General features: G+C 41.9%; 14 protein-coding genes. 2 read left to right on the plus strand and 12 right to left on the minus strand.

Annotation, left to right across the window (positions count from 1 at the left end):
- The 12 genes from BUA79_RS05070 to BUA79_RS05125 form a co-directional block, all read right to left on the minus strand.
- Window positions 1–209: ATP-binding cassette domain-containing protein (locus BUA79_RS05070; RefSeq protein WP_143147875.1), on the minus strand; the 209-nt coding region annotated here is incomplete at its 3' end.
- Entirely contained in the window at window positions 209–949 is a 741-nt protein-coding gene (locus BUA79_RS05075; RefSeq protein ID WP_094757319.1) for an ABC transporter ATP-binding protein, read from the minus strand. The genes BUA79_RS05075 and BUA79_RS05070, both read right to left, overlap by 1 nt.
- A 187-nt stretch (window positions 950–1,136) precedes the next feature.
- A complete protein-coding gene (gene ilvA / locus BUA79_RS05080; RefSeq protein ID WP_073993287.1) occupies window positions 1,137–2,357 on the minus strand; it encodes a threonine ammonia-lyase in 1,221 nt (406 codons plus the stop codon).
- Between the two features lie 29 nt (window positions 2,358–2,386).
- Window positions 2,387–3,322 (minus strand): signal recognition particle-docking protein FtsY, encoded by a 936-nt coding sequence (gene ftsY, locus BUA79_RS05085; RefSeq protein ID WP_073993288.1) that lies wholly within the window; start codon window positions 3,320–3,322, stop codon window positions 2,387–2,389.
- A 14-nt stretch (window positions 3,323–3,336) separates the two neighbouring features.
- Window positions 3,337–6,897 carry a chromosome segregation protein SMC gene (smc, locus tag BUA79_RS05090; RefSeq protein ID WP_073993289.1) on the minus strand — a complete coding sequence of 1,187 codons (3,561 nt, stop codon included), beginning with the start codon at window positions 6,895–6,897 and terminating at the stop codon, window positions 3,337–3,339.
- A gap of 10 nt (window positions 6,898–6,907) precedes the next feature.
- A complete protein-coding gene (gene rnc, locus BUA79_RS05095; protein WP_242941644.1) occupies window positions 6,908–7,579 on the minus strand; it encodes a ribonuclease III in 672 nt (223 codons plus the stop codon).
- 79 nt (window positions 7,580–7,658) lie between these two features.
- Window positions 7,659–7,892 (minus strand): acyl carrier protein, encoded by a 234-nt coding sequence (acpP, locus tag BUA79_RS05100; RefSeq protein ID WP_073993291.1) that lies wholly within the window; start codon window positions 7,890–7,892, stop codon window positions 7,659–7,661.
- Window positions 7,893–7,909: 17 nt separating this feature from the next.
- Complete coding sequence (gene plsX, locus BUA79_RS05105) at window positions 7,910–8,923, minus strand: phosphate acyltransferase PlsX (RefSeq protein WP_073993292.1); 1,014 nt, start codon at window positions 8,921–8,923, stop codon at window positions 7,910–7,912.
- A gap of 175 nt (window positions 8,924–9,098) precedes the next feature.
- The gene (locus tag BUA79_RS05110; RefSeq protein WP_094757320.1) at window positions 9,099–10,331 is read right to left on the minus strand and encodes a tyrosine-type recombinase/integrase; all 1,233 of its coding nucleotides are present in this window, start codon (window positions 10,329–10,331) and stop codon (window positions 9,099–9,101) included.
- A gap of 65 nt (window positions 10,332–10,396) precedes the next feature.
- Window positions 10,397–10,990 carry a hypothetical protein gene (locus tag BUA79_RS05115; RefSeq protein ID WP_073993293.1) on the minus strand — a complete coding sequence of 198 codons (594 nt, stop codon included), beginning with the start codon at window positions 10,988–10,990 and terminating at the stop codon, window positions 10,397–10,399.
- A gap of 11 nt (window positions 10,991–11,001) precedes the next feature.
- A complete protein-coding gene (locus BUA79_RS05120) occupies window positions 11,002–11,289 on the minus strand; it encodes a hypothetical protein (protein ID WP_073993294.1) in 288 nt (95 codons plus the stop codon).
- Window positions 11,290–11,536: 247 nt separating this feature from the next.
- The gene (locus BUA79_RS05125; protein ID WP_242941645.1) at window positions 11,537–11,752 is read right to left on the minus strand and encodes a helix-turn-helix domain-containing protein; all 216 of its coding nucleotides are present in this window, start codon (window positions 11,750–11,752) and stop codon (window positions 11,537–11,539) included.
- An 81-nt stretch (window positions 11,753–11,833) separates the two neighbouring features.
- Between BUA79_RS05125 and BUA79_RS05130 the strand changes: the two genes are divergently transcribed.
- Window positions 11,834–12,073, plus strand: a complete 240-nt coding sequence (locus BUA79_RS05130; RefSeq protein WP_073993296.1) for a helix-turn-helix domain-containing protein — start codon at window positions 11,834–11,836, stop codon at window positions 12,071–12,073.
- Between the two features lie 28 nt (window positions 12,074–12,101).
- Window positions 12,102–12,326 carry a hypothetical protein gene (locus BUA79_RS12470; protein ID WP_207647316.1) on the plus strand — a complete coding sequence of 75 codons (225 nt, stop codon included), beginning with the start codon at window positions 12,102–12,104 and terminating at the stop codon, window positions 12,324–12,326.
- Window positions 12,327–12,328 lie beyond the last annotated feature (2 nt).

Consider the following 12,328-nt stretch of genomic DNA (forward strand, 5'->3'; position numbering starts at 1 on the left):
TTTCCGGTGATGTCATGGCCATCAAACAGGATCTGTCCGCTTTTGGGCTTGTGGATCCCGCTTATAGTGTTCATGATGGTGGACTTTCCGGCTCCGTTGGCTCCGATCAGGGAGACGATGGAGCCCTCTTCTATATTTAAGCTGATGTCCTTCACGGCCTTGAAATCCCCGTAATTCACATCCAGGTTCTTAATCTCCAATAATGACATTATTCCTCATCTCCTCCCATGTATACTGCCGACACTTCCTTGGACTGCATGACCTCCAGCGGCTTTCCGCAGATGACGTTCTCCCCTTCCGCAAGCAGCAGAACCCGGTCCGTTCCTTCCAGCATCGTACGGATGATATGCTCGATCCAGATGACGCTTACGCCCCTTTCCTTGATGTGCTTTACCAAATCGATGACATAGCCTACTTCCGTTTCCGTCAGGCCACCGCCTACTTCGTCCAGAAGCAGGATTTTGGGATTCGTGGCAAGGCCTCTTCCAATCTCCAGACGCTTACGGTCCAGAAGTCCCAGCTTGGAGGCAAACAGAGGCAGCTTGTCCTGCAGGCCGATGGTCTCCGCTATCTCCACGGCCTTTTCCTTGGCCTGCTTTTCTGTAAGCTTCGCACCGAATACTCCGCCGACCATGATATTTTCCAATACGGTCATTTTCTCAAAGGGCCTGGGCACCTGGAAGGTACGCCCGATCCCCTCATGGCACCTCCGGGGAACGCTGTGGTGGGAGATATCTTTTCCCTCATACAGGATAACGCCCTTGGTGGGCTTAAGGATTCCTGTAAGGATGTTCAGCATAACTGTCTTGCCGGCTCCGTTTGGTCCGATGACCCCCAGCACTTCATTTTTATATAACTCGAAGTTCACGCATTTCAGAACATGGTTATTTCCAAATGAAATGCCCAGATTCTTAGCTTCCAATATTACGTTATCATTTATTTCACTCAATTATAGTTCCTCCTGACTGACTTTCATTCACATCGCTGCTGGCACTGTCTGTGATTATATCATGAGCGACAGAATATATTTATCCATAAGGGTGATAGATTTATTGTGATTAAGGATAGGTTGATTTATGGGACTGCAACCATATTGCCTTATAAAAAAAACAAGCCGGAACAAAACCGGCTTGTTTTTAGAGATTAGGTCTGACAAGTTTGGGACTGAATCCATTTTCTTTCAGTGCCTGGATGATTCTTTCCTTATGTTCATGGCCAAAGGCTTCCATCGTTACGGTAAGCTCAACGGCATCGTTTCTGTTGATGCTGACAAACTGGTTGTGTTCCAGCTTAATTACATTGCCTTGTTCTTTGGCTATGACGTCTGCCACCCGCACCAGTTCACCCGGTTTGTCCGGCAAAAGCACAGATATGGTGAAGATTCTGCTTCGGGCAATCAGACCGTGCTGTACCACGGAAGACATTGTTATCACATCCATGTTTCCGCCGCTCAATACAGACACGATTTTTTTGTTTTTGCAATCGAGCTGCTTAAGGGCAGCTACGGTAAGCAGTCCTGAATTTTCCACAATCATTTTATGGTTTTCGACAATATCAAGGAAAGCCACAATGAGTTCATCGTCTTCGACGGTGATTACCTCGTCGATGTTCTTCTGAAGATACGGAAAAATTTTTGATCCGGGTGTTTTAACAGCGGTGCCGTCTGCAATGGTATTTGCCGTGGGCAAGGTCACAACCCGGCCCTGTCTGATAGACTGCTGCAGGCAGTTTGCACGTGCGGGCTCTACTGCAATAATCTTAATATTGGGATTCAGCATTTTTGCAAAGGTGCTTACACCCGCCGCCAGACCGCCTCCTCCTACTGGGACAAGAATGTAGTCGACCGTTGGAAGCTCCTTGATGATTTCTATGGCAATGGAACCTTGGCCGGCCGCAACATCCAGATCATCAAAGGGATGAATAAAAGTATACCCTTTTTCACTGGCAAGTTTCATGGCATACTCAGAGGCATCATCAAAAGTGGATCCGTAAAGGATGACCTCTGCCCCATAATTTTTGGTACGGTTCACCTTCATCAGCGGAGTTGTGGTAGGCATAACGACGATAGACCTTGCATGGAAAAGACCAGCTGCATAGGCCACGCCCTGGGCATGGTTTCCAGCCGAGGCTGTAATAAGCCCCTTGTCTTTTTCCTCCTGTGTAAGCGTGCTGATTTTATAGTATGCGCCCCTGACTTTATATGCACCGGTAAACTGCATGTTTTCGGGTTTCAAGTAAACACTGTTGCCGGTTTGAGCGCTCAGATAATCACTGTATATAAGTCTCGTATTTACCGTGACTTTTTTTACCCTCTCAGCAGCTTCTTCAAATACTTCCATTGTGAGTTCCTTTGTCATATCCACATCCTCTTTCCTGCGTTTGAATTTCAGCTGGCATCAGTTGAAAATAACGCATCTACAAATGCATCAGAGTCAAATTTCTGCAAATCTTCTATTTTTTCTCCGATACCGATATATTTTACTGGTATTCCCAGTTCTGCCTGGATGGCGATGGCGATTCCGCCTTTCGCAGTTCCATCCAGTTTGGTAAGTATGATTCCAGTAACATCCATAACTTCTTTAAACTGTCTGGCCTGGGCCAGGGCGTTCTGACCCGTGGTCCCGTCGAGTACAACCATATTTTCACGGGTGGCACCGGGATATTCTCTTTCTATAACCCTGTCAATTTTACGCAGTTCTTCCATCAGATTTTTTTTGTTGTGAAGCCTTCCGGCTGTGTCGCAGATAAGAATATCCACATTTCTGGATTTTGCCGCGGAAAGAGCGTCAAATATTACGGCAGCCGGGTCAGAACCTTCCTGACCGGACACTATTTCCACCCCTGCTCTTCCAGCCCATTCGGTAAGCTGTTCCACTGCGGCAGCCCTGAATGTATCCGCAGCAGCAATGAGAACTCTTTTGCCCTGACTTTTATATATTCCTGCCAACTTGCCCACGGAAGTGGTTTTTCCCACACCGTTCACTCCAATGACCAGGAGTACCGTTTTTTTGTCTTCAAAGTCATAAGCATTTTCATCCGGCCGCATCTGATTCTTGATGCTGCTGATGAGCATCTCTTTGCATTGGGAAGGTTCCTTTATCTTATTTTCTTTGATGTTTGCTTTCAATTCTTCGATGATTTTTGCGGTCGCATTGATGCCGATATCACCCATTATAAGTATTTCTTCGATTTCTTCAAAAAATTCCTCATCAATAGATGTGAATCTGCTGAAAATCGAATCCATGCCCGATACTATATTGTTCCTAGTTTTCGACAGTCCAGCTGCCAGTTTACTGAAAAAACCTTTTTTTTCTTCTTTCATAATGCTCCCTCTCCTTATGTGACCAGTTGAAATTCTTCTAAATTGACAGAAACCTGAGTCGACACCCCTTTTTCCTGCATGGTGATTCCATACAGGCGGTCGGCTGATGCCATGGTGCCTTTCCTATGGGTGATAACGATAAACTGGGTATTCACACACAGTTTATGAAGATATTGCGAGAAGCGGTCAATATTGGGATCGTCCAGTGCGGCTTCAATTTCATCCAGCAAACAGAACGGGGAAGGTTTCAGGTTCTGGATGGCAAAGAGCAGGGATATTGCTGTTAGCGCCTTTTCACCACCGGACATGAGCTGGACATTCTGAAGTTTTTTGCCCGGAGGCTGGGCGGTTATGACGATACCCGCATCCAGAATATCCTCATTTTCAACCATTTCAAGAGTTCCGTATCCGCCTCCGAAAAGCTCCTGAAAGACTTTCCCGAATTCACTGCGGATCACATCAAACTGCTCTGAAAACTGCCTGCGCATCCCTTTATCCAGTTCCACTATGACTTTCACAAGTGACTCCTCAGCCTCAGCAAGATCATCGTGCTGGCCTTTCAGAAAGCTGTATCTTTCACCCACATTCTTATATTCATCAATAGCGTTTATATTGATATCTCCAAGACTTCGGATTTCTGTACGGATGCTGTCCAGTTCCCTTTTTGCCTGGACAAGGCTGATTAATTCCTCAAGAGGATATTTTTGCGCCTCATTAAATGTGATTTCATATTCATTCCAGATATAATCCGCCCTGTTATCAAAGGATTCCTGCAGTTTTTCAAGTTGCCCGTCAAGACGGAGCAGTTCTTTGTCCAATTCGTTGATCCTGTCTGAAAATGCATCCCGTTTGTCAAGGAAGTCTTTATGCCCGGCAGACAGGGACTTTTTCTCGTTTTCGAGGTTTTCTGTTTCAGCCTTAAGAAGACACGCTTCATCCTCGATCTTTTGGATGCAGCGTTTCAGTTCTTCTGTTTTGGTCAGCTTGTCGTGAAGTTCCAGAGCGGAATTCGAATGTTCCCTGTTGATGGCTGCCATCTCTTCCCCGAGGATTTTGATTTCATTTTCAATCCTTCGGATATTGCTCGCGATAAAATCCTTTTTCTGCTTAATACCGGCATGGGAAAGACGGATTTCCTCATTTCCCCGGGCCTGCAGTGAAAGTGCATCCTGAAGTCCGTCCAGTTCACCGGATTTAAGGGTTATTTCATCTTCGATGGATGCACTTCGGGCATCCATAATACTCAGTTTTTGGGAAAGCTTGTTTTTTTCTTCTTCTATTTCTTCAATCTGTTTTTTGAGTTCCGAATTTTCAAAATAAGAATTCTTCTGCTTGTCCTCGAGATCACGGATGCGTTCTTCTTTGAGTTTGAGATTCATTTCTAATTTATTTATGAGAAGGAAATGCTCTTGCATGGTTTTTTTGTACATTTCGTAGGCTGACTCCAAATGAGCCAGTTTCTCATTAACCAGTTTGGTTTCCGAAAGTAATTCCTCGGAGCGGGATTTATGAACACGTACAGATTCTTCCAGCTCCTCCATTTCTCTTCGTCTTCCAAGAAGGCTTCCTGTATTTCTGAAAGCACCTCCTGAAATAGATCCCCCTGGATTGAGCTGTTCTCCTTCCAAAGTGACAATTCTAAGGCTGTATTTATATTTTGAGGCAATCTTCAGAGCATTGTCGATATTATCAACTACAATGATTCTTCCAAGAAGAAATCTGGCAATATTCGAATATTTATCTTCTGTCCGAACCAGAGTGCTGGCAATACCAATAAATCCAGGTTCTGATATAAGCTTCGAGTTGAAATTTTCAGATTTACCTTCAATGCTCTCCAATGGAAGAAAAGTGGCACGACCGAACTTGTTGCGCTTCAAAAATTCCACCATGGTTTTTGCTGTTTTTTCGGTATCTGTCACGATATTTCTAAGACTGCCACCCAGAGCCGTTTCGATAGCTGTTTCGTATTCCCTGTCTGCCTGGATGATGTCTGCCACAACTCCTATGATGCCAGAGGCGTGTTCTTTCTGTTCCATGACCTTTTGTATGCTGTTCCCGTATCCGTCGTATCTTTCTATGATATTTTTCAGTGATTCCAGCCTTGATTTTTCCCTGTGGTATGAATTTTGTATATCCTGAAGGTTTTTGCCCAGGTTGTTCAATTGATTCTTGAGAGACGCGATTTCCTCGTGGGCAGTTTCGGCTTCTTCCGTGGTCCGTTTCAGTGCAGAACCTTCTTTTTCATATTCTGAACGCAGCAGTTCTTTTGCTGCAATCGTATCTTCAAGATCGATGCTGCCTTTTTGTGCCAGGGAATTCAGTTCTGCTTTTCTTGCCAGAACTTGTTCAAGCATAGTGTCAAACCGCTGGATTTTTGATCGCAAATTCGATTTTTCATTGAGATTTTCAATAATCTCGCCTTTCAGTTCATCCGTGCCTGAGCTTACTGCTGCTATAAGAGAACTGATTTTTGCGAAGTTTTCCTCAGCATTCTGCAGGCTGGCTGAGGCCTCGCTTAATTCCAGTTCTAATTCGTCCCTTTGCTGGTTAAATTCCCGCTTTTGATCCTCCAACAGACCCATTTTTTTTGAAATACCGTTTAATCTCTCGTTTACATGTAAATCACTGGATCGAATGGAATTTATCTGTTCGTTTATGACATTGATTTCACCCTCGAATTTTTCTTTTTCCAGGGTCTTGTCATGATGCAGCTTACGCTTTTCCTCGAGATGTATTGTAAGTTCTTCGATAAGACTGCAGGACTGCTCATATTCGGATTTTGTTTTATCAAGGTTGCTTCTTGATTCTTCGATGTCTCCGCTTACTGCATCAAATTTTTCTGTCAGTCTTTCTTTTTTCTTTTGAATATCTGTGGCTTCACTCAAAAATATCTGAATATCCGCAATCTTTAGCCGGTCTTTCAGTTTCAGATAACTTTTGGCTGCTTCCGACTGTTTTCTTAAAGGTTCAAGCTGTCCACCCAGCTCATTAAGGATATCCCGGACACGTACCAGATTTTGTCTCTCTTCTTCAAGTTTTTTTATGGTAACTGCTTTTCTTCTTTTGAATTTCACAATCCCGGCGGCTTCATCAAAAAGTTCTCTCCGGTCTTCCGGCTTTTCGCTTAAGATTTTCTCAATCTGCCCCTGTCCAATAATGGAATAACCTTCTTTGCCGATACCTGTGTCATAAAAAAGTTCGCTGATATCCTTCAGTCTGCATGTAGATCCATTGATTTTATATTCACTTTCGCCCGAGCGGAATATCCGACGGGAAATCTTCACCTCGTCGAAATCTATCTGAAGCTGAGAATCCGAATTATCCAGGGTGATTGCGACATACGCAAAACCGAGAGGCTTCCTGGATTCCGTACCGGAAAAAATAACATCCTCCATTTTGCTGCCTCTCAACTGTTTCACTTTTTGTTCCCCCAAAACCCAGCGGACTGCATCAGCCACGTTGCTCTTTCCGCTTCCATTTGGTCCCACGATTGCAGTTATGCCGTTATGAAATTCAAATGACATCTTGTTGGCGAACGATTTAAACCCCTGTATTTCAATGCTTTTTAAATACATACTTTCCCCTTTAGTCCCTTGCCTTAAGCCTGTTTATGGCATCATAAGCAGCAGCCTGTTCAGCCCCCTTTTTTGACTTGCCAGAACCATGACCGATTGGGTTGTCGCCCAGCATGGCTCTTACGTTGAATATTTTGCTGTGTTCCGGTCCTTCGCTGCTCACCAACTCATAGTTCAGTTTTTCAGCATGACGAGCCTGGATATATTCCTGAAGAACTGTCTTAGAATCAAAAAAAAGCTGCTTTTGTTCAATGTTATTCAGTATATTTTCTAAAATAAACTTTTTCGCATTGTCCATGCCTCCGTCAAGATATACAGCCCCGATAAAAGCCTCCAGTGCGTCAGAAATCAGGGAATCTTTATCTCTTCCCCCACAGTGTTCTTCACCCTTTCCAAGAAGGATATGCTCGCCCAGGTTGATTTTACGTGCACATTCCGCAAGAGACTGTTCACATACTAAACCGGCCCTGAATTTTGAGAGTTCCCCTTCAGGCATTTCCGGAAAATTGAGATATAAAAATTCACTGCATACGACTTCCAGAACTGCATCCCCCAGAAATTCAAGCCTTTCATTATCATTTAATCTGTTGATTCTGTGTTCATTGGCGTACGAGCTGTGCGTCATCGCCATAGTAAGATACTTCTGGTTTTTAAATGAATATAGCTTATCTAATGCGTCCATATTACCTCTTTCGGTTGTCATTTAGTGAAAAAAGCCCTTAACGCAGGGCTTTTGGATAATCACAAAGGAATTGAAGTGATTAATTGTTAATTTTACTTTTTATCTGATCCACCGCGTCACTGACAGTATTAATATTTTCGACCTCATCATTATCTATCTGAACATCAAATTCTTCCTCGATGGCCATGATAATCTGAAAAATATCCAACGAATCGGCTCCCAGATCATCTACAAAAGCAGTATCCGCTTTGATTTCAGAAATATCCACGTTCAGTACCTCTGCAATAATTTTTTGTATTTTTTCAAATTCCATTGTATCTCTCCCTCTCGTTACACTTCATTTTCAAATAAGCTTTCCTTGATTTTATCGCTAATACGCTGCTCGCAGAAGGTAACACATTGCAATATTGAATTAGATACTTCTTTTGCCTTGGAACTTCCATGGGTTTTTACCACAAGACCGTTCAGACCAAGCAGTGGAGCTCCTCCGTGTTCTTCCGAGCTGAATTTTTTGAAAGAATTTTTAAGAGGCTTCATAATCAGCATGGCACCCAGTTTACTCTTTAATGAAGATTTGAGGACGTTTTTAAGGGTTCCCATGAACAGTGTTCCCATTCCTTCGTATAATTTCAGGATTACGTTGCCCACAAAAGCTTCGCATACAATTACATCTGCATAACCGGTTGGTATATCTCTGGCTTCAATACTGCCGATAAAGTTAATGTCTTTCATTTCCTTCAAAAGGGGATAAGTTTCCCTCACCAGCGCGTTCCCTTTTTCTTCTTCAACGCCAATATTCACGATAGCGACTCTTGGATTTTCTATGCCGATGACATTTTCCATATATATGGAACCCATTTTTGCAAATTGAAGCAGATGGGCAGGACGCGCATCCACGTTAGCGCCGCAGTCTATAAGCAGAGACACGCCTTTTGACGTTGGGACGAGGGGAGCCAGAGGTGCCCTGTCTATACCCTTGATTCGTCCGACTATGATCTGCCCCCCTACCAGCAGAGCGCCGGAGTTTCCGGCGGAAACCAAAGCATCTGCCTGCTTATTCTTCACCAGCTTCATACCAACTACAATTGAAGAATCTTTCTTTGACCGGATTGTCTGCGCCGGATGTTCTCCTGTATGTATGATCTCAGTCGCATGAATGATTTCAATCTGTTCTGGGTTATATTTATATTTAGACAGTTCATCCTTGATGGCTGATTCAAGTCCGACTAAAACAACCTTAATCTCCGAAGATCTGGAAACGGCGTCTACGGCACCTTTTACGATTTCACCCGGTGCATTGTCACCACCCATTGCATCAACTGCTACTGTTATTTTGTTTAACATTCTTGTCTCCTCCGGTCAATATATAGTTAATATATCACAGCCCACATTAGGTGTCATTACTCTTCTTTACTTTCCCGTAAAATCGAGCTTTCTTGAAGAATTGATTTTATCATTACCTGTCATTCTTGCTGATTATCTCATTTTTTTGTATCAGATTTTGTATCAAATTCAGCCATCAGCATATCTTGATTTTTCCGCTCAGGTTCTGCATTACCTCTTCCGCTTTTTCCTTCGTGACGTGGCTGTATATATCCATTGTTGTACTAATTTTAGCATGCCCCATAATCTGCTGGATCGCCTTGATATTGTTTTCGTTCTCACAGAACCTAGTGCAGAATGTATGTCTGAGTGTGTGTGAGGTAAATTTAGGCAGCAGGACCGGTGTCCTTTTCTCTTCACTTGCCTTTTTCTGCTCTTGTCTATTATGGGCTTCAACGATACTAATAATAGTTCTATTTAGGCCGCTAATAGTAAATGGCCTCCCTACATGAGAAGTGAATACAAAGCCACTGTACCCATCTATCTTATAGCTCCTATCAATTCCCATCATGAACTGAGCTTCCTTCTGTTGTATAAGCTGCTTTCTCAGGTCTTCAATAATTGGGATATATCTATTACTGGATTCCGTTTTAGGTGTAGTGATATAAAAATCATATTTTCCAGTAATCTTTAAATATGAAAGTGTATGATTTACATATACAGTGTTATTTTTCAAGTCAACATCATCCCACGTCAACCCTGTTGCTTCTCCAATTCTACACCCAGTCCCCAGCATAAATGAGAAAAATGGAAGATATGTTTTATAATAATTACTATTCGAAATAAAGTCAATAAATTTTGCTTGTTCTTCCAGAGTTAATGATATTCTTTTTTGACAATCATTCTTTTTAATCTTCTTTAAGGCTCCAGTGCATGGGTTATCAATAATAAGCTTGTCTTCAACCGCATCCTTTAGACAGGTATTCATAATCGCATTGATATATTTTAATGTATTATAAGACAAGTTGTGTTTTTTTACTAGTGTTTCATATGTCTGGACTATGTTCGGTCTCTTTATCTTACTTATCTGAAGATTACCGATTTCGCTATCCTTGATATATAAATCCCAATAATTTTGATAAGTTGTCCTTGTGGAAATTTTAATACGAGCCTTGTAAAGCGTCAACCACTTTTCAAACCAATCATTTAAGGTTATCTTCTCGTAATTCCGGACTACGCCATTCTGTATATCGGCTTCCTTCTGGATCACTCTCTTTTTCAGTTCCCCCAGGTTGCTATCGACTAATACATGAGACTTTCCATCAACGCTCTTTCTCCAAATATACCGTAAATCTGTAAGCTGACTAATGTTCTGAGGTAATACAACGCCCCTTTGATCCTTTCTACTTGCTTTTTTGTTGGTAGCCATGATATCCACTCCATTCCCTTATTGTGGCAGGCAGTAAGTGTTACCTACCGCCCACCAATTAATTATCACAGTAACTTCAAGTACTCCGGAAGCTTCTTTTCTTTCTGCTCTGGCTCCATATTCATAATATAATCCATGAAGCTCTGTTTCCCCTGATACATTCTCATTAGCTCCATATTTGACATAAGCTCCACCAGGAAGCGAGAAACGTCCATGTTTCGATAATCCCACAAGAAAGAGAACGAATCACTTCCGATTGGTTTATCTGTGCCCAGCTCCTTAATTGCCTCCATTGTACTGAAATAATCCTTTACACCGTACCTCTCGCCATCGTATTCCTTGCATATAGGGAAAATCTCCATCAATTCCGCTGGTGTTAGCAGTCCCATTAAGTCAAGTGTAGCATTCAGTATATCAAGCCGCTTTATGGGGCTTTTTTCGTAAAATGAAATATCATATTCTTCACGCTTTGCCCGGTTGACCGCTCCGACATATTTGACATTAAGATATACCAGTTTTTTAATATTATCCTTTGTGAGCTCTCCTGATCCGGAATAATTGGCCGCAAATCTCACTATGGCTCTTTCGTATATCTCGCATCTCATTTTTGAACTGGAAGGAATAACTTTCTTTTTTGGTCTAAATGCTACTATACCCATAATTACGCTCCCTATCTTGCTTCTCGTATCTGCTCGTGTCTTATACTCATATCATTTTTGAGTTCAGCAATATCTTTTTTAAGTGCAATCATATAATCTGTCGATATATCCAGAGCGCTTATGATTCTGCCTACTTCAAATTTCATCCGGTCACCAACTTCTAAATAGTTCCCCTGATATTCATCAAACAAGTTTGAAATCATAAAATATGCCTTTTCGGCCTTATCCTCTATTAATGTCACTTTGTCAATTGTCTGTGCTAATTCTTTCACTGTCGCTTCTGTTGTTATGCTTTCCATTGTTTTATATTCTCCCTTATTAATTGTGCCGGAGCTTAATTTATGTTATAATGTTATTTAAGAATTATCGGCTTGGTTGTCTGGTTGCGATTGCCTTTTACTTATGCAGAAGTAGGAGGCTTTTTTATGTTCCTTCCTGCTGCTCCATACGCAGATCTTCCAGTAATTCAATCTGTTCTTTTGTCATAGCATTCTCCTTTCGTGTCTTTTTTGTCTTTTTTTGTCTTGCATTATGTGATAAAATTAATCAATTATCTACTTCAGACAAGAGATTAGTTATATCCTGTTTAAATATGTCCTGGAGCTTGATAATTACGTCATAAGAAGGTTTTCTTTTTCCATGTTCGATATACTGATATGTTCTTACCGTAACACCCAACATATCGGCTAATTCATCTTGCGTGAGATTCCTTCCCAAACGTGCTTTTTTAAGATTTAGCATTGTATCACTTCCTTTCTCCATGTACTATAGTTCATATGCACATATTATCATGTACTTTAGTTCATGTCAACTATATAAATAAAATTGTGAGGTATTGTATTTATGAGCGATTTTGTATCACGTTTAAATGAATTAAGAGCTTCGTCTGCCTCTACAAATAAAGAAATTGCTGATAGTATTGGTATATCTGTTCGGGGCTTTCAATTCTATCTTAGTGGAACGAAAGAACCCACATTGTCAAAATTGATTGCCTTGGCTGATTTTTTTAACGTATCTCTGGAATACCTAACTGGTAGATCAGATAATCCAGAAATAATTAACAGGGTCACAAGTAGAGATTAGCAACGTTTCAGAATATTACATGCCTCAGATGAAAGGAGTTGCTTTTATAGACTATCCAAAACCGCTAATGAGTATCCGGGAGTTGACTGACATGGGATTTCCGCGCAACACATTACAAGAGTGGGCAAGGGTTAAAGATGCACCAGTGATCTACTCGGCTGGGGGCGGAAAAGTGTTTTTTAAGACAGCCCAGCTTGACGAATTCGCCAAAGTAATGGCTATAAGGACCCGCCGTGGAAAATTTGTGTACTAAGG

Origin of the sequence: Parasporobacterium paucivorans DSM 15970 (assembly GCF_900141895.1) — a bacterium.
Taxonomy (GTDB): domain Bacteria; phylum Bacillota; class Clostridia; order Lachnospirales; family Lachnospiraceae; genus Parasporobacterium; species Parasporobacterium paucivorans.

Excerpts from the sequence above, each read along its gene's own strand:
- ilvA (WP_073993287.1), bottom strand. The coding sequence starts at position 2,357 with ATGACAAAGGAACTCACAATGGAAGTATTTGAAGAAGCTGCTGAGAGG.
- ftsY (WP_073993288.1), bottom strand. The coding sequence starts at position 3,322 with ATGAAAGAAGAAAAAAAAGGTTTTTTCAGTAAACTGGCAGCTGGACTG.
- smc (WP_073993289.1), bottom strand. The coding sequence starts at position 6,897 with ATGTATTTAAAAAGCATTGAAATACAGGGGTTTAAATCGTTCGCCAAC.
- rnc (WP_242941644.1), bottom strand. The coding sequence starts at position 7,579 with ATGGACGCATTAGATAAGCTATATTCATTTAAAAACCAGAAGTATCTT.
- acpP (WP_073993291.1), bottom strand. The coding sequence starts at position 7,892 with ATGGAATTTGAAAAAATACAAAAAATTATTGCAGAGGTACTGAACGTG.
- plsX (WP_073993292.1), bottom strand. The coding sequence starts at position 8,923 with ATGTTAAACAAAATAACAGTAGCAGTTGATGCAATGGGTGGTGACAAT.
- BUA79_RS05110 (WP_094757320.1), bottom strand. The coding sequence starts at position 10,331 with ATGGCTACCAACAAAAAAGCAAGTAGAAAGGATCAAAGGGGCGTTGTA.
- BUA79_RS05115 (WP_073993293.1), bottom strand. The coding sequence starts at position 10,990 with ATGGGTATAGTAGCATTTAGACCAAAAAAGAAAGTTATTCCTTCCAGT.
- BUA79_RS05120 (WP_073993294.1), bottom strand. The coding sequence starts at position 11,289 with ATGGAAAGCATAACAACAGAAGCGACAGTGAAAGAATTAGCACAGACA.
- BUA79_RS05125 (WP_242941645.1), bottom strand. The coding sequence starts at position 11,752 with ATGGAGAAAGGAAGTGATACAATGCTAAATCTTAAAAAAGCACGTTTG.
- BUA79_RS05130 (WP_073993296.1), top strand. The coding sequence starts at position 11,834 with ATGAGCGATTTTGTATCACGTTTAAATGAATTAAGAGCTTCGTCTGCC.
- BUA79_RS12470 (WP_207647316.1), top strand. The coding sequence starts at position 12,102 with ATGAAAGGAGTTGCTTTTATAGACTATCCAAAACCGCTAATGAGTATC.